General features: G+C 32.0%; 18 protein-coding genes. 10 read left to right on the top strand and 8 right to left on the bottom strand.

Going from position 1 to position 24,379, the window contains the following annotated elements:
* Positions 1 to 1,366 precede the first annotated feature (1,366 nt).
* A complete protein-coding gene (locus ACEN2F_RS13575) occupies positions 1,367 to 3,751 on the top strand; it encodes a 7TM diverse intracellular signaling domain-containing protein (RefSeq protein WP_441740096.1) in 2,385 nt (794 codons plus the stop codon).
* On the opposite strand, the gene ACEN2F_RS13580 is transcribed toward ACEN2F_RS13575, so the two are convergent.
* On the bottom strand, positions 3,737 to 4,501 hold the full coding sequence (locus ACEN2F_RS13580) for an NYN domain-containing protein (protein WP_441740098.1): 765 nt from the start codon (positions 4,499 to 4,501) through the stop codon (positions 3,737 to 3,739). The genes ACEN2F_RS13575 and ACEN2F_RS13580 overlap by 15 nt on opposite strands.
* A gap of 280 nt (positions 4,502 to 4,781) precedes the next feature.
* On the opposite strand from ACEN2F_RS13580, the gene ACEN2F_RS13585 reads away from it, so the two are divergent.
* A complete protein-coding gene (locus ACEN2F_RS13585) occupies positions 4,782 to 6,044 on the top strand; it encodes an aminotransferase class I/II-fold pyridoxal phosphate-dependent enzyme (RefSeq protein WP_441740101.1) in 1,263 nt (420 codons plus the stop codon).
* A 390-nt stretch (positions 6,045 to 6,434) separates the two neighbouring features.
* On the opposite strand, the gene ACEN2F_RS13590 is transcribed toward ACEN2F_RS13585, so the two are convergent.
* On the bottom strand, positions 6,435 to 7,553 hold the full coding sequence (locus tag ACEN2F_RS13590) for a GTP cyclohydrolase (RefSeq protein WP_441740104.1): 1,119 nt from the start codon (positions 7,551 to 7,553) through the stop codon (positions 6,435 to 6,437).
* 296 nt (positions 7,554 to 7,849) lie between these two features.
* Between ACEN2F_RS13590 and ACEN2F_RS13595 the strand changes: the two genes are divergently transcribed.
* Positions 7,850 to 8,185: a tRNA-binding protein gene (locus tag ACEN2F_RS13595; protein WP_441740106.1), complete on the top strand. Its 336-nt coding sequence runs from the start codon at positions 7,850 to 7,852 to the stop codon at positions 8,183 to 8,185.
* Here ACEN2F_RS13595 and ACEN2F_RS13600 read toward each other — a convergent pair whose 3' ends face one another.
* The 3 genes from ACEN2F_RS13600 to ACEN2F_RS13610 all read right to left on the bottom strand — a co-directional run bounded on the left by ACEN2F_RS13600 (position 8,186) and on the right by ACEN2F_RS13610 (position 11,796).
* Complete coding sequence (locus ACEN2F_RS13600) at positions 8,186 to 9,106, bottom strand: hypothetical protein (RefSeq protein ID WP_441740108.1); 921 nt, start codon at positions 9,104 to 9,106, stop codon at positions 8,186 to 8,188.
* A gap of 477 nt (positions 9,107 to 9,583) precedes the next feature.
* Positions 9,584 to 9,964, bottom strand: coding sequence for a PUR family DNA/RNA-binding protein (locus ACEN2F_RS13605; protein ID WP_441740110.1), 381 nt, complete (start codon positions 9,962 to 9,964; stop codon positions 9,584 to 9,586).
* A gap of 71 nt (positions 9,965 to 10,035) precedes the next feature.
* Positions 10,036 to 11,796 carry an ABC transporter ATP-binding protein gene (locus ACEN2F_RS13610; RefSeq protein ID WP_441740113.1) on the bottom strand — a complete coding sequence of 587 codons (1,761 nt, stop codon included), beginning with the start codon at positions 11,794 to 11,796 and terminating at the stop codon, positions 10,036 to 10,038.
* 201 nt (positions 11,797 to 11,997) lie between these two features.
* Between ACEN2F_RS13610 and ACEN2F_RS13615 the strand changes: the two genes are divergently transcribed.
* The 3 genes from ACEN2F_RS13615 to yajC all read left to right on the top strand — a co-directional run bounded on the left by ACEN2F_RS13615 (position 11,998) and on the right by yajC (position 14,502).
* Positions 11,998 to 13,104, top strand: coding sequence for a Glu/Leu/Phe/Val family dehydrogenase (locus tag ACEN2F_RS13615; protein ID WP_441740115.1), 1,107 nt, complete (start codon positions 11,998 to 12,000; stop codon positions 13,102 to 13,104).
* A gap of 183 nt (positions 13,105 to 13,287) precedes the next feature.
* Positions 13,288 to 14,199 carry a transcription antitermination factor NusB gene (nusB, locus tag ACEN2F_RS13620; protein ID WP_441740172.1) on the top strand — a complete coding sequence of 304 codons (912 nt, stop codon included), beginning with the start codon at positions 13,288 to 13,290 and terminating at the stop codon, positions 14,197 to 14,199.
* Positions 14,200 to 14,229: 30 nt separating this feature from the next.
* On the top strand, positions 14,230 to 14,502 hold the full coding sequence (yajC, locus tag ACEN2F_RS13625; protein ID WP_091208108.1) for a preprotein translocase subunit YajC: 273 nt from the start codon (positions 14,230 to 14,232) through the stop codon (positions 14,500 to 14,502).
* Positions 14,503 to 14,574: 72 nt separating this feature from the next.
* On the opposite strand, the gene ACEN2F_RS13630 is transcribed toward yajC, so the two are convergent.
* Entirely contained in the window at positions 14,575 to 15,033 is a 459-nt protein-coding gene (locus ACEN2F_RS13630) for a hypothetical protein (protein WP_441740118.1), read from the bottom strand.
* 976 nt (positions 15,034 to 16,009) lie between these two features.
* The gene (pepT, locus tag ACEN2F_RS13635; RefSeq protein ID WP_441740120.1) at positions 16,010 to 17,260 is read right to left on the bottom strand and encodes a peptidase T; all 1,251 of its coding nucleotides are present in this window, start codon (positions 17,258 to 17,260) and stop codon (positions 16,010 to 16,012) included.
* A gap of 472 nt (positions 17,261 to 17,732) precedes the next feature.
* Between pepT and ACEN2F_RS13640 the strand changes: the two genes are divergently transcribed.
* From ACEN2F_RS13640 to ACEN2F_RS13655, 4 genes are all read left to right on the top strand, one after another.
* Positions 17,733 to 18,752 carry a quinone-dependent dihydroorotate dehydrogenase gene (locus ACEN2F_RS13640; protein ID WP_441740122.1) on the top strand — a complete coding sequence of 340 codons (1,020 nt, stop codon included), beginning with the start codon at positions 17,733 to 17,735 and terminating at the stop codon, positions 18,750 to 18,752.
* A gap of 96 nt (positions 18,753 to 18,848) precedes the next feature.
* A complete protein-coding gene (locus ACEN2F_RS13645) occupies positions 18,849 to 19,712 on the top strand; it encodes a hydroxymethylglutaryl-CoA lyase (protein WP_441740125.1) in 864 nt (287 codons plus the stop codon).
* 106 nt (positions 19,713 to 19,818) lie between these two features.
* Entirely contained in the window at positions 19,819 to 20,370 is a 552-nt protein-coding gene (locus tag ACEN2F_RS13650; RefSeq protein WP_441740128.1) for a hypothetical protein, read from the top strand.
* Complete coding sequence (locus tag ACEN2F_RS13655; protein WP_441740131.1) at positions 20,367 to 21,761, top strand: DUF5723 family protein; 1,395 nt, start codon at positions 20,367 to 20,369, stop codon at positions 21,759 to 21,761. The genes ACEN2F_RS13650 and ACEN2F_RS13655 overlap by 4 nt, the downstream gene beginning before the upstream one ends.
* An 8-nt stretch (positions 21,762 to 21,769) precedes the next feature.
* Here the strand turns inward: ACEN2F_RS13655 and ACEN2F_RS13660 are convergent, their stop codons facing one another.
* Positions 21,770 to 24,289: a cation-translocating P-type ATPase gene (locus ACEN2F_RS13660; RefSeq protein ID WP_441740134.1), complete on the bottom strand. Its 2,520-nt coding sequence runs from the start codon at positions 24,287 to 24,289 to the stop codon at positions 21,770 to 21,772.
* Between the last annotated feature and the right edge of the window lie 90 nt (positions 24,290 to 24,379).

Below are 24,379 nucleotides of genomic sequence, written 5' to 3' on the forward strand. Positions count from 1 at the left end.
ACTGCAGTTATGTGGGAGAGTATGTCGTCGCCTTTCTTTAAAAACCCTATTCCTATCGGAATGGGGTTTTTTGTTTTATTCTTTTTCGCTGAATTCTGAAAGCTATTGTTAAACGTCCTTTACCTATTTGACTACATTTAATTAGTAGGCTAAAGTATTACGGGTTTATAGTTCTTTATACTGTGAGTATGGAGATCTAAAAAGGATTAGTTATGTAAAATATGAATTCAGTAGAGAGTTATAGTATTGTCTTGTCTTTGTGTTAATTAAGATCTTTTTGGTCGGTATTATGAAATTTTAATTGGTTAGAAGCTACTTTCTATCATTTTTTGAAAGGCTTTTCACTGTTTTTGCTCTAATCTTGTATCGAAATTATTCATAATTGGGGCGCAATCAACCCATTCATCCCTGATCTTTCTGCGGAGGATGGATATCCAAATAAAACTATTAGGTTTTACAAAAGGGTCATTTTTTTTTTGGAATTATGCTGTGCTTTTGCTGTTCGCTTATTACGATAAGTCCAGCTTTTTTAATGTATTTAAAAAACTCAGAATCCGTTTGTTATTCTTAAAGTTTCCGTATGTCCAATAATATCTGTAACGGTTTTGTCGGAAGCAATCATATTTGTAAACTTGTTGTTTGCATATTTAATACTTCGATCATAGCTATTTTTTTCAATTTTTTTCTAATACTTTGATTTTTAATCATTTTTAGGTTGCTAAAATAGTTTGCTTTATAACTATTTTATTTTTTAAGGTTTGATCAATGATTTTCTGTCTATGTGATCATTGACGTTTCAAATTTACTATGTCATTTTCTTCAATTAATTATAAGTAATGTCCATAAACGTAGTTTTTTAAAATTCTGTACAGAAATGGTTCTGTTAATAAATTGGGTCTTTTAATGACAGGTGGTTAAAATTATTTGTCATCTTGAACTTTAAACTAAATTTAATTCTTAAGCGCAATTTGATTACATATTTTTTAGCTGTAATTCACGATAAATTTTTACCTAATGAAGTAAATCTACCCTCATTCGAAGACTTTTAATTCTTTGTCGTAAATTAAAATAGATCGGAGTTGTTTTTTTATATAATATTCAACGCTATAATTTTTTTCTAAAGAAAACTGGCTTTTCCATTGATAATTAATTGGTTTACCAATTAATTATAATTTTTATTGGTGTTTCTTAGGAAAAATATTTTCATTGTTTCTGATATAAGTATAAATCATTGATCACTTTATAAAAGATGCCGATTGGCGATATTCGTTTTTTATATAAATATCGTTTGTATGACTGTTTTTGTAAAACTAAACTTGATCTTTTAACGTATATAAAATTTTAATCAATTATATAGTTAGTAGATATGAGTAATAAAGTAAATAAATGGATTTATGTTTCTTTAGTTTTATTGTTTTTTACTAAATCTTTTTCTCAGTATGAATTCAGTGATGGAAGAATTCCCAAACAAATTTCATTGCATAATTATACTAAAATTGTAGATGTTGGTCTAGATACTTTAGATATTCATTATATAGTGACTAATTTTAATTTGCTTAATCCTAAGAAACTTCAAACAGAAAATGATGATTTAGGTTTTTCCGAGAATAATTTTTGGTCTAAAACAGAACTTAGGAACTCTACTGATCTCACTTTGAACTATTATTTAGAGACAGCTAGACCGATAACTGATGTAGTTGAATTGTATTTTATCAATAGCACTTTGGGGGGAATCACTAAAATGGTCAGTGGTGATAATATGCCGTTTTCCGAACGTAGTTTTGATAATCGTAAAACTATCTTTAAAATTACAATTTTGCCAAATTCTAGTCAGCAATTATTCTTACATGTAAAAAGTGATGGTGAAGTTGTGAAGATGCCTTTGATGCTTTATTCATCAGAAAATTTTATAAAGTTGATTTCTAATGAACAATTATTTTTTGGTATATTCTACGGGATTTTAGTAATTGTTTCTATTATTTACTTTTTCTTTTATTTTGCCTTAAGGCAAAAAGCATTCTTATATTATAGCTTATACGTTATTTTTATTGGCTTAATGCAGTTTTCGTTAGATGGTTATTTTTATGAGTTAATTACTCATCAAGGTGGTTGGTTTTCGCTTCGCGCAGTATTGTTTTTTGCTATGATTGCTGGTTTTTTATTGGGCAAGTACAGTGAAGTCTTTTTGAATATCAAGAAACATAATAAAATACTTTATTTTTTGTTTACTGTGCTGTATTTTTTAGCTTTTGCTCTAATTTTATGTATTCTATTTGTCCCTAAGGCTTTAGTTTATTGTTATCCATTAGCTAACTTGCTGGGATTGCTGATTCTTGTCTTGATTATAAGTTCTGTAGTTTATCTGTATTATAAAAAAATACATGTAGACGGTTTTTTTACAATGGGTATTTTCTTTCTGGTGCTCGGCTTTGGGATTTTTATTCTCAACAACTTCAGTCAAATTCCCAATTCATTTTTAACAGAAAACAGCTCTAAACTAGGTACTGGTTTAGAAGTTATTTTTCTTTCCCTTTCTATGGCTAACTTGATTCGGAATCTTAAAAATGAGAAAGACAATCTTAATCGTCTTGCTTTAGTGCGTTCTGAAGAAATGAATGATTTGAAGTCTTATTTTTTATCAAATATTAGTCATGAATTGCGTACTCCATTGAATGCAATTATGAATTTAATTGAGTCTATTTCTACTGAAGTGGAAGATGATTCTATTAAACATAAATGCAAAATAATAAAATATTCTTCGCATAGTTTGTTGGGGTCTGTAAATGATATTCTTGATTTTTCTAAGATTGAAAAAGGAGAATTACAACTGGAAAACAGTCCATTTGATCCCGTACAGGCATTAGAATACTTGAAGAATAATGCAATTAATCTTGCTACAGATAAGGGACTCGAATTCCAATTTTCTAAATCTGACAGTATTCCTGATTTTTTAATTGGAGATGTTAACCGATTGGTTCAGATTGTCAATAATGTTTTGAGTAATGCCATTAAATTCACCATGAAAGGGTTTGTGAAGTTGGGTATCGACGTAGAAGTATTACCTGGTAACAGAGCTAGGTTAATAGTAACCATTGCAGATTCCGGAGTGGGAATTTCCCCTGATAAGAAGGAACGTATTTTTGATTCTTTTTATCAAAAGAGTAATAATAATAAAAAGAAATTCAGTGGACTTGGATTAGGGCTGTATATCGTAAAAACATTGGTCGATATGCAAAGCGGAGAAATTAGAATGGATAGTGTAATCAATGTGGGAACTACTTGTGTTATTGCAATTGATTTTGAGATCTCTGAACAACAAAAAATTACCGAAAACGCTATTGTAAGAGTTAGTGAAAATGATTTACAGGGGAAATCCATTTTAGTTGTTGAAGACAATCCTATAAATCAGATGGTGATAAAAATGATTACTAAAAAATGGTTAAACACCACGGCGATGTATGTGAATAACGGAGAGGAAGCCTTATTGGCATTGAGTGAAAATCAATTTGATATCGTACTAATGGATCTTCAAATGCCTGTTATGGATGGTTATGAAGCTACAATTGCAATAAGAAAAGGAGAAGCAGGTGCACGCAATAGACACATTCCTATTATTGCTGTAAGTGCTGATGTTATGGAGGCCACAAAACAGCGGGTTCTGGAAATAGGAATGAATGATTATTTGTCTAAACCGATCAAAAAAGAGACCTTGTATGAGTTGGTTAAAAATTTAGTATTAACTAAATCGTAACCGTACGTAAACATGTTTGATACCTTTTTTATCGGAATCTCTTTCATCAATTTCTAGAATATCGGTCAGTGATTTTAGCATTGGTGTTAATTTAGAAAAACCGTAATTTCTTGGATCAAATTCGGGTTTTTTCTTTACAATAAGATTTCCAACATCACCAAGAAACGCCCATCCACTGTCATCAGCTATATCTTCAATGGTCGACTCTATTAATTCGATGGTGTGTAAATCAATTTTATTTAACGTTTTTGAAGCTACCTTTTTAAGGTCAGAAGTAGCTGGTTTTTTTGTTTTTTTCTTGATTGCTCCATCAAGAACCTCTATGTATATGAAGCGATCACAAGCAACAATAAATGAGTTGGGTGTTTTTTGCTCACCAATTCCAATTACTTTCATTCCGGATTCTCTTAATCTAATTGCTAAACGAGTAAAATCTGAATCACTGGATACTATACAAAAACCATCCACCTTGTCAGAATACAATAGATCCATGGCATCAATAATCATCGCTGAATCTGAAGAGTTTTTTCCTACCGTGTAGCTATACTGCTGAATAGGTGTAATGGCATGCTCGAGTAAAACACTTTTCCATCCGCCTGCATTTGGTTTTGTCCAATCTGCATAAATGCGTTTTGTGGTAGGTGTGCCAAATTTAGTAATTTCTTCCATCATTCCCTTGACATTACTGTAGGGTACATTATCAGCATCAATTAGAACAGCTAATTTTAACTCTTTTGTATCTTGTGACATAGATTCTTTTTTGAAATAATTATTCAAATATACAACGTTTATTGATAATTTGATTTTGATTCAGCTTTGTATTACTTTTTCGGTAAATATCTTTTTGTTATGTTATTAACAGGAATAAAGCAATTTTTTTTTGATATTGTAACAGATATCTAATAAAGCAGGAAATTGTTAGTAATTATCATCGTAATAAACTAAAAATAAATTTGTTTTCAAGTCCTTTATAAAATATAAATAATTAATTTTGCAACTGCTTAAAATTAAAATTATTACTTGATATATTATGGTAAAAGATTTATTCGAAAGGATTCAAAACAATAAGGGACCATTAGGAAAATGGGCTTCACAAGCTGAAGGTTATTTCGTTTTTCCTAAACTAGAAGGTGAGTTGGGTCCAAGAATGCAGTTTGGTGGAAAAGATATTTTGAATTGGAGTTTAAATGATTATTTGGGTCTGGCTAATCATCCAGAAGTGCGCCAGGCAGATAAAGATGCTGCTGCTCAATATGGTGCGGCTTATCCAATGGGAGCACGAATGATGAGTGGTCACACTAAATATCATGAACAATTAGAAAATGAATTAGCTGCTTTTGTAATGAAAGAATCAGCATATTTATTGAATTTTGGCTATCAAGGAATTTTGTCTATAATTGATGCTTTGGTAACTAAAAATGATGTTATAGTTTATGATGTTGATGCGCATGCCTGTATTATTGATGGCGTTCGTCTTCACATGGGAAAGCGATTTACTTACCGCCACAATGATCTGGCAAGTATGGAGAAAAATTTGGAGCGTGCGACAAAATTAGCCCGAGTAACCGGAGGTGGAATTCTTTTTATAACGGAAGGTGTTTTTGGAATGCGAGGACAACAAGGGAAATTAAAGGAAATTGTTGCTATGAAGCAAAAATATAATTTCCGTTTGCTTGTTGACGATGCTCACGGTTTTGGAACCCTAGGAAAAACGGGTGCAGGTGCAGGTGAAGAGCAAGGCGTTCAAGATGATATTGATGTATATTTTTCTACTTTTGCAAAATCAATGGCTAACATTGGCGCTTTTGTGGCAGCTGACAAAGATATCATTGATTACTTAAAATACAATATGCGTTCGCAAATGTTTGCTAAATCATTGCCTATGATTCAGACAATTGGTTCTTTAAAACGATTAGAATTGTTGCGTAATCATCCTGAATTGAAAAACAAACTTTGGGAGAATGTCAATGCATTGCAAAATGGATTACGAGAACGTAATTTTAATATTGGAGACACAAATACTTGTGTAACGCCAGTTTATTTAGAAGGTAGTGTTCCTGAAGCTATGGTTATGGTAAACGATCTAAGAGAAAATTATGGAATTTTTCTTTCTATTGTAATTTATCCGGTTATTCCAAAAGGAATTATTTTGTTAAGAATGATACCAACAACTTCTCATTCACTTGCTGATATTGATGAAACATTAATTGCTTTTGAGGCAATTCGTGAAAAATTAGTAAATGGAACTTATAAAGAAATTGCAACCAAAACTAAGGTTGACTTAGATGCTTAATAAAAGTTTAAGACTTGAAAAAAAATCCATTCTATATTTTTAGAATGGATTTTTTTTTGTTAATTTTTTCTTTTGTTACCAAAATTTAATATCTAAATTTTTATGTTGCAAACCATATTCAGACGGACATTGTGGAAATGGAATTTTATTTAAAATGGTTTACTTATGCTTGCAATTAATATAAATTTTAATTTTAAAGGTATTGTCTTTAGCCCCTAATAGTAGATAAGTTATGATGTTGATTATTGCAAATCTTTTTATAAAATAGCAAATGTGGTGCATAATTCTATTATTTAAAAAGTAAATTATCATCAATTATGTGCGGTATTGTAAAATATTAAAAATCCATAGAGAACCAATAGTTTTTTAATTCTTAGCTCTCATTAGAAGTTATAATTCTAATCTATACGTGCATCTTCGTTTGTGAATTACAGGATTAAAATGTTTCCATAAGTTTAAACTAGCTGCATTGTCAGATAATTCGGGAGTCCGAAAACAATTAATAATCCCCTTTTCGGTAAATGTGTCATAATATTCTTTGAAAATAATTGCTGTAACTGCTTTATTTTGATACTCAGGCAATACACCAATTAAATAAAAAATGACATCTTTACTATATTTTCTGGCCATTAACAAGTGTAGGAATCCAAAAGGGAATAAACGTCCTTTTGATTTTTGTACTGCTTCCGCAAAAGAGGGCATTACAATGCTAAAAGCGACAATATTGTGATCTTTGTCTTCAACAAACTTTATGAATTCAGGATTAATAAAGCTGATGTACTTTTTTTTAAAATACTCTTTTTGAGTATCCGATACAGCTACAAAGGAGGATAAAGAAGCGTAAGATTTATTAAATAAATCAAACATTTTATCTACGTGGGGCATGACGTCTTTCGTAGTTTTAAAATTAAGGGGACTTAACTGATACCTTCTTTTTACTAGATCATTAGCCTTTTCAAAAAATTCTGGTTTTACATTTTCAAATGGAAATTTACTTTCGATATATTCTTTTTCTTTTACAAAACCTAATTCTTCAAAATGGTTGGCATAATAGTCATGGTTGTACCAGGTGATCATTGTTCCCATTTCATCAAAACCTTCGGTCAGGACTCCTACTTTATCTAAATTTGAAAACCCCATGGGTCCTTCTACGTATTCTAAATTGTTTTTTCTGCCTAGTTCGTATACTTTTTCTAAAAGTGCTCTAGTGACCTCGAGATCATCAATAACGTCAAACCAGCCAAATCGTACTTTCTTTTTTTGTTGGTTATTTACTTCACTCCAATTGATAATCGCAGTAATTCTTCCAACTATTTTATTGTTTTTTTTAGCAATGTAAAAATAGGCTTCTGCAGTTTCAAATGCTGGATTTTTTGTCTTGTCAAATCCTTCGAGCTCTTCCGAAATTAATGGCGGAACCCAATTTTTATTGTTTTTGTAGAGCGAAAATGGGAATTTGATAAAATCCGTTAATTCGCTTTTTGTTTTAGCTTCAAGAATGGTTATCATTAGGGATGATTGAGTCAATGGATGGTTACTTTTTTTTTCAACTGCAAAATTACGAATATAATTAACTTTTAGTTTAAAAAGGTAAAAAAAGCCTACTTATATGTTTTGCCGTTGTCGTTCTTTTTTTTTAAATAAAACATCTAAATTACTAAGAATGTATTTTTCTGCATAGTACGATGATCTAATTCTAGGTGCATTCATTATAGTTTTTGATTAATAAATTTTTGAGTAAAAAACCTATATTTTTTGTAGTTCTTTTTTATAAAATGTAACTTTAGAGCACAAAACAAAAAAAAATGGAACTAACTTGGACCGAATTCGAAAAAGTGGAGATGCGTGTAGGAACTATAATCGAAATACTTGATTTTCCGGAGGCTAGAAAACCGGCATATCAACTCAAAATTGATTTTGGTTCTGAAATTGGAATCCGTAAAACCTCTGCGCAGATTACTATACGATATCAAAAAGAAATGCTCTTAAACCGACAAATTGTTGCGGTTATAAATTTTCCTAAAAAGCAAATTGGGAAATTTAGCAGTGAATGTTTGGTGTTAGGAGCAGTTGGCGAACAAGGTGATGTAATTTTACTTGCTCCTGATTTTAAAATTGAAAATGGATTGCGAATAGGTTAGTTAAGCTTCTAGACTACTGGTACTTCTTGCCTCTAATTTTTCATATTTATTATGGATTGCTAGGATTATAACTCCAAATAAAACTGCCGCAACGATAAGTATGGTATTTAGGATTCCCTCTGTACCAAAAGAAAGTTTTATCAATATTGTTGAGATGATAAAGCCCGAATTGCGAATGACTTTATTAAATTTATCCGAAAGGAAAAATGAAAATAGTAGTAAAAGTACTTCTATCAAAATTAAAATTGTGAAAAAATCAGCAAAGAAAATCTTATTGATATCCTTAATTTTATCAACGATCTGTGTAAGGGAAAAGAAACTTTCATAAATCCAGTGGGCTAAGCTATATATCGATAAAACTAAAAATATAGGTATTAGTCCAATAGCGAAAACTTTTTTTAATTTGATAAATGAATTTATATCAAATGTTTTTTGAATTTTAGACTGCTTAATTTCATTTTTCTTATTAAGGTTATAAAAGAGAAATAACAAAAAGAATAAAATTATTGTAGCAAAGATATCAAGCGTGAAATTTACATTAGCTTGTGAGTTCAGCCAATTATCGCTAAATTCTAATTTAGTTAAGTCTTTAAAAATCCGACGGATGATAATTAGTGTGATGATTTCGTATTGTTTTCCGATGTATATCGTTGTTGATTTGGGCAAATAATAAACTAATAGATATACTTCGTAAATTAAAATAAACGAGAAAGGTGTATAAATTGCCGATATTGGATTGCTTAATAATTTAGAATAATCATTAATCAAAATGATTTTAAGGTCTACTAAGGCGATTATAGTTAAATGCAGCAAAAAACTGATTATTGCTAATGATACAAAGAAAACTTCAGTTCTTTTTTTAGTTTTTTCCGATAAAAGTGCAGAGTACAAAAAACTAAATAATGAATTGGCTTCTTTCATTTGTTGTCAGTTAATTTAAATGCTTTATAAGTGTACTTTTTATGTTCTGTTAATTTTTTAACACCTGCTATTATTTTAAGTAAAGTCTCAAAAAAATTGAGTGGAACTAGTGAAAATTTTATTTAAAAAGGGTCATGCTATTTCGTAGCTCTAAGTTATTCTCCAAAAAATAATTGAACAAAGTGGCTAATCTTTTCAATTTCTCGTTAAATATAATTAAATAACATTTTAAATCATTAGGATAACCCTCTTTTAACTTCCGTTTAAAGAGAGATAGTATGATTCTAAAAATCATGTGATTGCGCATTTTAGATCTATAATTAGGAGGTTTAGATTATAAAGAAGACTGTAAAGTCATCTGGTGCCTGTAACGGTTTTATAATTTTGGCTATTTCTACTATTCATTTGAGTGTACAAAAAAAGTCCAAAAATCAATTGACTTTTGGACTTTTTAATTGGTAAGTAAGTAACTAAAAATTAAATATCATCAAATTCTATATCAGTAAAAGATGATGTTTGAGGTAATATCTCATCATTTGATTTTTCAAATGCGTATTCTTTTTTGAAATCTTTTTGGTGACGTTCAGATATCACTTCTTCTCCTTTATGATTCAAAACGTAAGAAGTCATTTCAGCTAATATTTCGGTAAAAGCAACAAAATCCTCCTTGTACAAATAGATTTTATGTTTTTTGAAATGAAAAGATCCATCTTCCTCTGTGAACTTTTTGCTTTCGGTAATCGTAATGTAATAATCATCTGCTTTTGTCGCTCTCACATCAAAGAAATACGTTCTTCTTCCAGCTCTTAAAACTTTAGAAAATATCTCTTCTTTTTCTAACATGTCATGTTCTCTCATATTCCTTTCTGTGAATTTATGGTTGTTAACTAGTAGTCAAAAATCTATAAAAAATATGTATTACACAACAATTATAACATTTCTTTTTCTGAAAGTTGTTTTAAATATAGTGCGGCATAGTACCCTTCTTGATTTATCAATTGATTATGAGAACCTTGTTGTATAATCTGACCTTTTTCAATAATTATAATTTTATCTGCATTTTTAGCTGATGATACTCTGTGACTGACGATAATCGTAGTTTTGTCCTTACATATTTCTTGTAAGTTATTTAATATTGCTTCCTCAGTTTCTGTATCAACAGCAGATAAACAATCATCAAAAAGTAAAATGGGAGGGTTTTTAATAATTGCTCTTGCAATAGAAACTCTTTGTTTTTGTCCGCCGGAAAGTGTGATTCCTCTTTCACCCAAAACAGTTTCATATTGTTTGCTGAAAGCCATAATATTCTCGTGTACAACAGCACTTTTGGCAGCAGATTTTACTTCGGCTTCGGTCGCATTTTCTTTACCAAACATTATATTGTTTTTGATACTATCTGAAAATAAAAAAGCGTCTTGTGGTACGATTCCAATACTATTTCTTAAATCAAATAAATTAATGCTGCTTATTTCATTTCCGTCAATATTAATTTTGCCTTCTGTGACATCATTCATCCGAGAAATTAACGATAAAATAGTTGATTTACCAGACCCGGTATTGCCTAATATTGCTAAGGTTTCTCCTTTTTTTACGGTAAAAGAAATATTTTGTAATGCATTAATATTAGTGTCTTCGTAGGTAAAACTTACGTTTTCAAAAGATATAGAACCTTTGATGACAGATTTATTTTCATTTTTGTTTTTTATTTCTGGTTCAATTTTGAGAAATTCGTTGAGTCGTTTCTGCGAAGCTTCGGCCTCTTGAACCATGGAAGAAACCCAGCCTAATGAGGCTACTGGCCAAGTAAGCATGTTGACGTATAATATAAATTCAGCTATGGTTCCAATGCTTTTGATTGTTCCATCGATATACATTAGACCTCCAAAATAAATTACAACTAAGTTACTGATCCCTATTAATGCTAACATTAGAGGTCCAAATAAAGATTGGACTTTGGCTAGATTTAAGCTTTTACTTTTGCTTTCTTTGGCCAAATCCACCATATTATTTTGATGTTGATTTTCCAATGAATATGCTTTTATTACTCTAATCCCTGAAAATATTTCTTGCGAAAAACTAGAAACTTTAGATAAATATTGCTGAAAGATTGTACTTCTAATATTGATTTCTGAACTTAATTTAAAAATAGCAAAGGATAAAAGGGGTAAAGGCAGCAACGTATAAAGCGTCAACGTGGGAGAAACATTGTACATATACACGATTACAATTGCAAAACGGATTACGGTATTTATTGTGTACATTACTGCGGGGCCTACGTACATCCTTACTTTTGACACGTCCTCACTAATGCGGTTCATTAAATCTCCGGTCCTGCTTTGTTTGTAAAAATTTTGAGATAAATTTTCATATTGACGAAACACTTCATTTTTGAGGTCAAATTCAATGTGTCGCGACATTACGATTAAAGTCTGTCTCATTAAAAATGTAAGAAAACCTGCAATGATCGTAGTGGCAATAATTAGTAATATATTTGAAATTAATTCTTCATGAATAACAGATTTGGCTACGGTTTTATCTTTGGCGAAAGCCTCAATTGCTTTAAATGATTTGCTAATCAACTTAGGTGTGAAGAGCATGAATATTTGAGCAATAATTGTAAAAACGATTCCCAGTAAAAAACTGTATTTATATTTGATGAAGTATTTATTTAAATAACGTAATTCTTTCATTTTTTTAATATATTCTGTGTTTAAATATTTTAATTTTAGTATTAAAATCTTATTTTTAATAATTTCAATGCTAAAATTTTTGCTGTTGAAGTTGACGAATTAACAATTTTTTAGTAAAACGTTGATGCATATTTAAATTTTGTGTAAATTTGATTTGTCTTTTTGACAAATTCATAAATTTATCACTATAAAAATTTCACTATGAACGCAGCTTTCACAACTGGAAAGGAACTTCAAAAAATGGATCCCGTTTTTGGTCAATTATCATTTGATGATCACGAACAAATTGTATTTTGCAACGACAAAGATACAGGTTTAAAAGCAATTATTGGTATTCATAATTCGGTAATGGGTCCAGCTTTAGGAGGCACACGAATGTATAATTATGCAAATGAATGGGAAGCACTTAATGATGTGTTACGTCTTTCACGTGGAATGACGTACAAAGCAGCAATTACAGGTTTGAATATTGGTGGCGGTAAAGCAGTGATTATTGGCGATGCCAAGACTCAGAAAACACCAGAACTGATGCGTAAATTTGGGGAATTCGTACATTCTTTAAGTGGAAGGTATATCACGGCTGAGGATATGGGAATGGAAACCAAAGACATGGATATTGTAAGGGACGTAACCCCTTATGTTACTGGAATTTCAGAATCGAGAGGTGGTTCTGGAAATCCATCGCCAGTTACTGCTTACGGCGTGTATTTAGGAATGAAAGCGGCCGCAAAGCAACAATTTGGTTCTGATGTTTTGACCGGAAAAAAGGTGTTAGTTCAAGGAATTGGTCACGTTGGTGAAATTCTAGTTGATTATTTAACCAAAGAAGGAGCGATAGTTACCATTGCTGATATCAATGAAGAAAAACTAATGGAAATAGGAGCAAAGTATAATGCAAAGATTTTCAGAGGCGAAGATTTATACAATGCAGATGTTGATATTTACGCGCCTTGTGCGATGGGAGCAACGATAAACGACAATACAGTTCATATAATTAAAGCAAAAGTAATTGCTGGTGCTGCTAATAATCAGTTAGCTGATGAAAATGTGCACGGTGCAATTTTACAAGAAAGAGGTATTCTTTATGCACCAGACTTCTTGATTAATGCAGGTGGAATTATCAATGTGTATGCAGAATTAGCACATTATGATAAAGCAGAAATTATGCGTAAAACAGAAAACATTTACAACACTACACTGGAGATATTTGATTTTGCTATTGCGAACAAAATGACAACGCATCATGCTGCTTTGACTATTGCTCAAAATCGGATTAATCAACGAAAATTAGAAAATCTCAAAAAGTAGGTTTTAGTATTTAGCAATCAGTTTCAGACCTAAACTATTTATCGTGAAGAAATACTGATTGCTGAATACTATAAAATAAGCGAATATATATTTTATTTTAAAAAATGAAATACTTATTTTTGCACACTAATTAATAAAAGTTCTTACAAGGTGGTAAATAGAAGACACATTCGCGTTAAAGTTATGCAATCCATTTATGCGATGCATCAAAGCGGTTCAGATAATCTGGAAAAAGAAGAAAAATTCCTTTTTTACAGTATCGATAATATTCAAGATTTATACCTTATTATGATTTCTTCTTTGATTGAAATTTGTAAAGCAGAAACTGTCTTTTTACACAAATCAAGTCTAAAACATCTGGCAACTCCCGAAGAACGAAAACCCAACGAAAAATTCATTAAAAATCGAGTTTTTCAAATTCTAGCCGAAAATAATTCAATTAGTATTGCTCTGGAAAATCGTAAAATTAACAATTGGACGTTGAACGATGATTATATTGTTTTGCTTTTGAACGATATTAAAGCTAGTAAATTATATGCGGATTACATGAGTAATGCTGTGAGTAGTTTTGAGGAAGACCGACAATTTATTGTTGATTTATTTATGGATGTAATTGTTCCAAACGAGAAATTATATGATTATTTAGAAGACGATAAGTTGACTTGGGTTGATGATATTCCAGTTGTAAATACACACATTATTAAGCAATTAAAAGCGATTAAAAATGGTGAGGATGATAACTTCAGAGTCCCAAAATTGTATAAAGATAACGAAGATAAGGATTTCGTTAAAGATTTATTTCGCAAAACGGTCTTAAATGAAAAAGAATTGGCTAAAGAATATTCTGATAAAACACCCAACTGGGATAGTGAAAGGATTGCTGAAATAGATACAATTATTCTTAAAATGGCAATTTGTGAATTCTTAAAATTTCCATCAATTCCTGTAAAAGTGACGTTGAACGAATATTTAGAGGTTGCTAAGGAGTATTCTACGCCAAAAAGCAGTATTTTTATCAACGGAATTTTAGACAGCCTAGTAAAAGAGCTGCAAGCCAGCAAAAGAATTATAAAAGCCGGTCGCGGTTTAATGTAATAACTAACAAATAAAAAGAGAATTAAAATTATGGAACAATTAACGCAATTTGCACCGTTTATATTAATGTTTGTGGTGATCTATTTCTTTATGATTAGACCGCAGCAAAAAAGAGCAAAAAACGAAAAAGAATTTGAAAGCACACTTAAAGTAGGAGATAAAATTATTACTAAAAGCGGTCTTCACGGAAAAGTTTCTGAGCTTGCCGACACAACAGTTATTGTTGAAACGATGTCAGGAAAATTAAAAATGGAACGTTCCGCTATTTCTATGGAGATGAGCGCAGTATTAAACAAAAAATAATTCCTATTTTTAGAAAGAAAAAAGTCCCAATCTGAGTAGGTTGGGACTTTTTTTTGGATAAAAAGAATCGGATTATTTCTTATTCTTTTTGTTCTTCTTTGCTTTTTTAGATTTTGCCTTGGCTTTTTTAGCTTTAATCTTTGCTTTAACTTTGGCTTTTTTGGCTTTGTCTTTTTTAGCTTTTTTAGCCTTTTTGGCTTTTGCTTTAGCCTTTTGTTTTGCTTTCTCTTTTGCGTCCGCTTTTAAAGCTTTTTTCTTGTCTTTGTCTTTCATTTTTAACTTCTTTTTTGTGTTCTTTTTTGTGTTCTTTTTTTCTGAAGCATCATCGCTTGTATCATCATCGCCTTCAATCGAGATGGTTATCGTTTCTTCAATTATTTCTGTGACAACTACTTCATTTTCCGGTTCGGTAATTTCTGTGGTTTCTTCTACAGGCTTAATAACTTTTGTTCTTTTTGCATTGACCGGTTTGTCAATTTCAGGTTGTACTGGAGACGGTTGTGTCGTATCCTCCTCTTTTTTGTGTATCATAGTTTTTGTAATTAATATTTTTTTGGTTTATTAAATCTGATATCCTTTGCAGTGTTATTAAATTGTTAATTAAACGTTAGCAAATGTAATGATTTATTTCATTTTCCAATGTTAAGGTTTTTGGTAAGTCCATTAAAATTTTCAAAAGCTAGTATATTCGCAGAGCAGTGATAAGTATAAAGGTCAAGCTTATAAAAGGAATTTAAGAGTAGTATTTAGCAAAGATTGAAAGGTAAATGGTTGTAAATGTCAGTTTCATTTTGTTTTGTAGCTTATATTTTGTTAACGGCTTATTAGTTCAGATTAATTTGACCAATGCCTTAATTTTCTTTTAATTATCTCTCTCTGGATAATTTTTTTTAAAATATTAGCCGTTTTGTATATTTCTTATAGTTTGATTGCCATATTGTTAGCGGGATAATTATAAAAAAGCCCTAAATAGCAATTGACTATTTAGGGCTTTTATGTAATGAAGATAATTTAATTTTAGTGATTGTCAATTAAGTCATTGGTTTATTAATTCAATGGTATAATCTTTTCAATTCGGTAATGATTATTTTTTCTTGTTTTGCAATTTTAGTAGGCGCTAAAAATTAATATTTCTTGGTTGCCGAAAAATTACGAAAAGCTACTTCTATATTCTGTAACTTCTTTTGTTAATCAATTCCCGGATGCTGTAGACTGCCGCTGTTGTAAATGCTATTTTTGCAATGTTTTTAAAACTCTTTCGTGTGTGATTACTAAAAAGTATTTTTGTTTTAAACCAAGATACAATCGCAAAATTTAAAGGTAAACTACTGTTCGAATCCTACAAATTTAATTGTCTTGTGATACCCATGAAATAAACTATTTCAGCCTACTCAATCATTGCTTTTAGTTCAGTTTTGACAATGATTGATTTTTTTAAATTTTAAATCTTTTGTCTAACTATTGTTTTTGTTCCCAGAATGAATTGCTTTTAAATATTCCAACGCTTTTATTTAGAAGACTTTTCTGCAGCAGTCAATTCAGCTATTTTTACGATTACTTCAACCGCTTTTTGCATGCTTTCGACAGGTACATATTCATATTTTCCATGAAAATTATGTCCTCCTGCAAAGATATTAGGACAAGGTAATCCTTTGTAAGATAATTGTGAACCATCAGTGCCACCGCGAATAGGTTTTATAAGTGGTTTAATTCCAATTTCTTTCATTGCTCTTTCGGCGATATCAACAATATGTTTTACAGGCAACACCTTTTCTTTCATGTTGTAATATTGATCTTTTATTTCTGAGATAACAATATCTTCACCAAATTGTTTTGCAAATTTCTTGTTGATCTTTCGAGTAATTTTTTCGATCAACTCTTTGCGTTTTTGAAACTTTTTCTTGTTATGATCACGAATTATAAGTTCTAAAACTGTTTCTTCTATACTTCCCGTTAAATGGTGTACATGGAAAAAACCTTCATATCCTTTTGTTTCTTCTGGAGTTTCTCCAGAAGGCAGTTGATTGATAAAATCGTTGGCAATTAGCATCGAATTGATCATTTTACCTTTGGCGTAACCAGGATGCACACTTTTACCTTTAAAAGTGATTTTGGCACCAGCCGCATTAAAATTTTCGTACTCTAATTCTCCTACTTGGCTGCCATCCATTGTGTAAGCCCAATCTGCTCCAAATTTCTCTACATCAAAATGGTGCGCACCACGACCAATTTCTTCGTCTGGCGTAAATCCAATTCTTATTTTTCCGTGTTTGATTTCGGGTGTATTGATCAAGAACTCCATTGCAGTCACAATCTCGGTAATTCCGGCTTTGTCATCTGCTCCCAGTAAAGTTGTTCCATCTGTAGTGATTAGTGTTTGTCCTTTGTATTGTAATAAATCCTTAAAATAACTAGGTGATAATACGATATTTTTAGACGCGTGTAGTACAATATCTTTACCATCGTAATTTGGAATAATTTGAGGTTTTACATTTGCACCACAAAAATCTGGTGATGTATCAAAGTGAGAGATAAACCCAATAGTTGGTACTTCGTGTTCTACATTACTAGGTAAAGTTGCCATAATGTATGACTTGTCATCTATTGTTACGTCCTGCATTCCTATAGTTTTCAGTTCCTCAACGAGTTTATTAGCTAAATCCCACTGTTTTTCGGTACTAGGAGTAGTGTCTGAATTAGAATCAGATTCTGTATCAATAGTTACATAACTGATAAAACGGTTTATGATATTTTGCATTTTTCTTTGTTTTAGGCAAATATAATCATTTTTTAAGCATTATTTTTACGTAAAGTGAGGACTAAATTTGCACTTTTATAATTGTTTCGCTTCGATCTGAAAATTATTATTTAGTTTTAAAAATTATTCTCTTTTGTCATAAAGAAGTCTCGTTAACTATTTTATGCTGTTGCTAATTTAGTCTTTCTAATTTTTCACCGTTGTTAATCTGCTATACTTATACATTTTAAGATTTTATGTGCAATTTTAAAAATTTGAAATTTTACTTGCTGCATATCAGTATTTAAAGTCTCTACACTTTCCTAAATTCTAAAGGTTGTAATTTTAACTACTAAAGGAAACAATAAGTTAAGTTTGAAAAGTCATGTACTCAATAATGATTTAAGATTTTTTTATAAACCAAAAATATTATTTCCAAATATTTATTTATCGGTTAGATAATTCTATTTTTGCAACACGCAACAACACACTCATGTACAAATTACTATTACGTCCCATACTTTTTTGGTTTGATCCTGAAGAAGTTCATTATTTTACTTTTTCATTGATTCGGATTTTATCTAAAATCCCGGGATTTTCATCTGTTTTTAAATTGCTTTACGACGTCAATGATTCCCGATTAGAAACGGAAGTATTTGGATTGAAATTTAAAAATCCAGTAGGACTTGCCGCTGGGTTTGATAAAGACGCCAAGTTGTATAGAGAGTTATCAAATTTTGGTTTTGGTTTTATCGAAATAGGAACTTTGACTCCAAAAGGTCAGGAAGGAAATCCTAAAAAACGATTGTTTCGTTTGAAAGAAGACAGCGCCATCATAAACCGAATGGGATTTAACAACGGCGGAGTGCAGGAAGCTGTGGAACGTTTAAAAGAAAATAAAGATGTCCTAATAGGCGGAAATATTGGAAAAAATAAATTGACTCCAAACGAAGAAGCGACCTCTGATTACGAAATATGTTTTGACGCTTTATACGAGTATGTCGATTATTTTGTTGTGAATGTAAGTTCGCCAAATACACCAAACCTGCGTGCTTTGCAAGATAAAGAGCCTTTGACACAATTGTTGCAAACGCTTCAAAACAAGAATTTGGCTAAGCCAAAACAAAAGCCAATATTATTAAAAATTGCTCCAGATTTGACAGACGAGCAATTGCTAGATATTATTAATATTGTAAAAGAAACCAAAATTGCTGGAGTTATTGCTACTAATACTACAATTTCTCGTGAGGGTTTGCAATCCGAAAATAAAACAGAAATGGGCGGACTTTCAGGAAAACCATTAACAAAACGATCTACAGAAGTGATTCGGTTTTTGTCTCAAAAAAGCAATAAAGCTTTTCCAATTATTGGAGTGGGAGGTATTCATTCTGCCGAAGATGCAATAGAAAAATTAGATGCCGGAGCAAGTTTAGTTCAGTTGTATACCGGTTTTATTTATGAAGGACCAGCTTTGATAAAAGCCATAAATAAGAAAATTTTAGAAAGATTGTAGCTTGTAATCGGTTGTAAATTACAATGCTTTTTCAATTTTTGAATATTTGAGATCAAAATTTATAATTCATAATTGTTTTTCTATCTTTGGCTATCTATGGAGCCAATAAAAATTATAGAATGTCCACGCGATGCCATGCAAGGCATTAAACCATTTATTCCTACGGAAAGAAAAGTATCCTACATTCAATCATTATTGCGTGTAGGTTTTGACAGCATTGATTTTGGAAGTTTTGTTTCTCCCAAAGCAATCCCGCAAATGCAGGATACTGCCGAAGTTTTGGCACGACTTGACTTGTCTCAAACCCAAAGCAAACTTTTGGCTATTATTGCCAATACGCAAGGGGCAACTCTCGCTGCCGTTCATCCTGAAATACAATATTTGGGTTTCCCATTTTCGATTTCTGAGAATTTCCAAATGAGAAATACCCATAAAACCATAGCCGAATCATTAATCACATTACAAGAAATTCTGGAAATTGCCGATAAAAGCAACAAAGAAGTGGTGGCGTATTTATCAATGGGATTTGGAAATCCGTATGGCGATCCTTGGAGCGTTGAAATAGTAGGAGAGTGGACTGAAAAATTGGCTACTATGGGAGTGAAAATACTTTCACTTTCGGATACGGTGGGAAGTTCCACTCCTGATGTAATCTCATATTTATTTTCAAATTTGATTCCAAAATATCCCGAAATAGAATTTGGTGCGCACCTTCATACCACACCAGATAAATGGTTTGAGAAAATTGATGCCGCTTACAAAGCGGGATGTCGTCGTTTTGATGGAGCTATTCAGGGTTTTGGTGGTTGTCCAATGGCGACTGATGATCTTACGGGTAATATGCCTACGGAGAAATTATTGTCTTATTTTACAGCACAAAAGGAATTCACGAATATGAGCCCAATGAGTTTTGAAAGTGCTTATAATGAAGCTTCTAAGTTGTTTGGGGAGTTTCATTAAAATAAATAAGTAAATTATTGTTGAACTCTTTACTTTTTAAATAATAAGTGTATCATTGATGCGTTGAATATAGAATTCCCAAATACTACCTTTAACCTATAAAATCATGAAACTACCTGCCTTAAATAGAGTTTTTTACCTATTTGTACTGCTGCTGTTCTCTTTTTCATGCGCTAGTGATTTAGATTATGATCAGGCGAATGATATAAAACTGGAGCCCGTTTTTATAGCTAATTTAGCCTATTTTGATGTTCCTGCAAATGAATTTGTTACTGGTGGAGTTGAACAAAATGTCATATTTGATGCACCAACGGTGGATGTTTTCAATGATAGTTTTTTCAGGAAAAGTTTAAAAAAAGTAGAATTTTTCCTTGAAATGGAAAATACGATAACTAGATCTTATGTAGTTGATATAGTATTTTTAGACCGAAATAACCAAGTCGTTTATACTACTAATTTTACTGTTCCGGAATACGCGGGCGTAGAAAATAAAGTGACCAGAACGGAGATATTCGAAAATTCCCAACTTGACTTATTAAAACGAACTGTTAGAATTGCTTTCACATTAAGGATGCTTCCGGGTGCTCCATTGACAGAGAATAGTTCAGGCAATTTGAAATTGCGTTCTGGTGTAACCGCTTATTTAGTAGTAGAATGAGAAAGTTAATTTTGATATTTGTTCTATTTCTGGCAATAGGTTGCTTTTCACAAAACAAACAAATTTTATATAATTTCACTTCAGTACCACAGTCGTTGATGACAAATCCTGGTGCAGATTTCAAGTATAATTGGTATGCTGGAGTTCCTTTGTTGTCTGGAATTTCTGCAAATGTAGGCTCAAGCGGGTTTTCAGCATATGATTTATTTGCGGATAATGGAGTCGATTTTAATGTGAAATTACGCAATGCAGTATTTTCTACCACCCGAAAAGACAAAGTAGCAATTAACGAACAAATAGAAATTTTTAACGGAGGTTTTAAAATAGCAGGAGTGGAAAGTGATTCGTTTATTTCGTTTGGAATGTATCAGGAGTTCGATATGCTAAGTTATGTTCCTAAAGATATTGCCATTTTAGCTTTAGACGGAAACAGGGACTATTTGGGTAAAGTGTTTAATTTGGGCGATTTGAGTGTAAAAGCAGAGATGCTATCCGTTTTTCACCTTGGATTTCATAAAAACATCACCGAAAAATTTATTTTAGGAGTTCGTGGAAAAATTTATTCCAGTATTTACAATGCTAATTCTACAAATAACTCCGGTTATATTTATACGATTCCTTCAGATAAAGGAGTTTATGAACAGATGATTTATTCACAATTGCAGCTCAATACATCGGGAATTGCTAAATATGATGATGAAGATTATGAGCCAAATGTGGTTAAAGATGTTACCAAAAGAGCTCTTCTTGGGGGCAATTTAGGGCTGGGATTTGATGCTGGTTTTACCTATTATCCAAAGAAAAACATACAAGTTACCGCCAGTGTTATTGACATAGGTTTTATTAAACACAACAAAGAAGTGGAAAGTTTAACGTTTAAAGGTACGTATAAATACGAAGGTGTGGTTCCAAATTTCAGTTCCGGAAATTCAGCAGGAGATGGATATCAAGAATTCAAAGATGCCATTCCTTTAGATACGTTGTATGCGGATTACACAACTTGGCGTCCGGTAAAGTTCAATACTTCAGTTCAGTATTCCTTTGATGAAGAAAGACCGGAAGATTGTAATTGTCTTAATTATGATCCAGAGACGACTTATAAAAGTGCGGTTGGCGCCCAGTTATTTGTGATGTCTACGCCAAGAACTCCATTAGTCGCTTTTACCACGTATTACCGAAGAAAAATATTCAAGGCATTGCAAATGAAAGCCACGTACACGCTAGATTCATATTCGTACAAGAATATAGGATTGGGATTATCCAGTCATTTTGGACCTGTTAATTTTTATGTTTTAGCAGATAATCTTTTAGAATACAGTGATGTTACGAAGGCAAATAGCCTTTCTTTTCAACTCGGGCTGAATGTTATTTTTAAGAATAGTAAAAAGTAAATTGCTGATTAAAATTGGACTTTTCTTCGTTTAAATCCTTTGTAAATTTCGATCCAAAGCACTGAAACAAGCCCCACTAAAATACTTAATCCTATTTGGAATCCTGAAACCCTTTCGAATTGGAAAAAAGCAGCAAATAATGGTACAAATAATAACGAAGCTGTAATTATAATGGTTACGCTAATGATCATCAAAACCAAATTATTTTTGTATTTTAATGTTGTAAATATCGAGTAATAGAAAGAACGATTCGTCAGCGTCAGAAAAATGTTAGACGAAATTAATGTTAGAAAAACTACTGTTCTCGTTGCGCTTTCCGAACAATTTGTAGTTACACAATATTGGTAAACAAACAAAAGCCCCGCGGTGATGACAAGTCCTTGAATTATACTGATGGTAACTTCTTTAAGTTTAAAAAAAGTATTGGTAAAAGGTCTGGGTTGTAACAGCATTAAGTTGCGTTCCATAGGTTCATTTTCATAAATTATAGAGCAGGTTGGTCCCATGATTATCTCCAGAAAGATGACATGAACCGGGGAAAAAATATTGGGGTAGATCCAACCTAATGCCAATGGAATAAAGACAATCAAGATGATTGGAATGTGGATGGAAATAATGTATTGGATGGCTTTTTTTAGATTATTATATATTTTTCTGCCCATGGCAATGGCGTCAATCATTTTAGAAAAATCATCGTCAATAAGAATCAGGTTGGCGGCTTCCTTGGCAATTTCGGTTCCCTTTTTTCCCATGGCAATTCCAATATGCGCTGATTTCAAAGCAGGTCCGTCATTGACCCCATCACCCGTCATAGCTACAATTTGATTGTTGTCTTTTAATGCTTTTATAATTTTGAGTTTGGCCTCGGGAAACATTCTTGTAAAAATGGACGTTTCCATTACTTTTTCTCGAAGTGTAGCATCGTCCATGGCCATTAATTCGTCCCCATTTAGCGTTTTATCCGCATTTCTAAAGCCAATTTGTTTGGCAATTGTAGCGGTTGTTTCAGCATTATCACCCGTCACAATTTTGACTTGAATTCCGGCTTTATAAAAAGTTTCGAATACTGCTTTTATATTTGCTTTTGGAGGATCGTAAAACGCCACTAATCCTTTAAAAGTAAAGGAGAATTCCTGTTGCTTTTTAGGATAATCAGTACCTGAAAATTCAGCTAAACCAACACCCAGTAGGCGATATCCTTGCAAAGCCATTTTTGTCATTGCAGAGAGAATTTGTTTTTTTTCGTTTTCGGTTACATTTGAAGTTGCGATCAATGCTTCGGGAGCCCCTTTGGCAGCAATATATCTCGTTCCATTTTGATTTTCGAAAACATGCGTCATCATCGGTGGTTTTCCATCCAATGGATATTCATGAATCAATTTAAAATTAGGGCGTTGATCTGTTATTTTTAACTTCGAATACGCTTCGTGCAATGCAATTTCCATCGCGTCAAACGGAATTGGTTCGCTTGCCCACATGGCGAGACTCAGTAATTCTATATCATGCTCATTATTATTATTATTAGTTTCATCACTGTTACTTCCTTTAATAGTATCATCAGATAACGTAAACCATTGCGCCAAACTCATTTTGTTCTCGGTGATCGTTCCCGTTTTGTCGGTACAAATTACGTTTGCGCTTCCTAAGGTTTCCACCGTTTTTGTCTGTTTCACGATGATTCCCATTTTCATTAAGCGCCAAGAACCCAAGGCCATGAATGTAGTGAATGCTACTGGAATCTCCTCAGGAATAATGCTCATGGCCAAAGTAAGCGCTTTCAACAGACTGTCTAAAACATTATTTGAATTGTAATAATTGATAACCCAGACAAAAACAAAAATTACCAAGCCAGCAAGAGACATTTTTTTTACAAAATTGCCCATTTGGATTTGCAACGGGGTTTTTTCTTCGACAATTGCCTCTAGACTTTTTCCTATTTTTCCTAGTTGGGTTTTGTTGCCAATAGCAGTTACTTCGCAAATTGCCAAACCACCAGTTACAATGGTTCCAAGAAATACGGTCTTATTTTCGGCAGTTTCATTTTTAAAAACTGCCATCGATTCTCCGGTAAGAATAGATTCATTTACCGAAAAATCATTGGATTTAATAATTACGCCATCGGCAGGAATAAAAGTACCTTCTTCTGTTTGGATGAGGTCGCCAACAACAATTTCCTCACTTGGAATTTCAGTGATTTCTCCATTGCGAATAACTTTGCTTTTAGGTTGGGATAATTTCTTTAAAGATTCAATTGCCGTTCTGCTTTTGGATTCCTGATATAATGAAATTGTGGAAACCAATACGATCGCGACAATCATGAAAATTCCGTTTCCATAATCACCGATAATAAAATAAATGCTTGTTGCGGTTAGTAATAGGAGAAACATAGGTTCCAATACCATTTCGAAAAGGGATTTCAAAAATTGATTTTTTTCCTGATTCATGATCGCATTCGAACCAAAATTTGTTCTCGAAAGTAAAACTTCCTCGTTTGAAAGCCCTTTTAATTCTTGTTGGGTCTTTGTCATAGCAAAATAAATTAATTAGATTTTCTGCATTGGAAATCAAGAAGTATTTTGAGGGTAAAAAACAGACATTATACTGCAATTTAATTATTT

This window comes from Flavobacterium sp. W20_MBD1_R3 (genome assembly GCF_052119725.1).
GTDB lineage: Bacteria > Bacteroidota > Bacteroidia > Flavobacteriales > Flavobacteriaceae > Flavobacterium.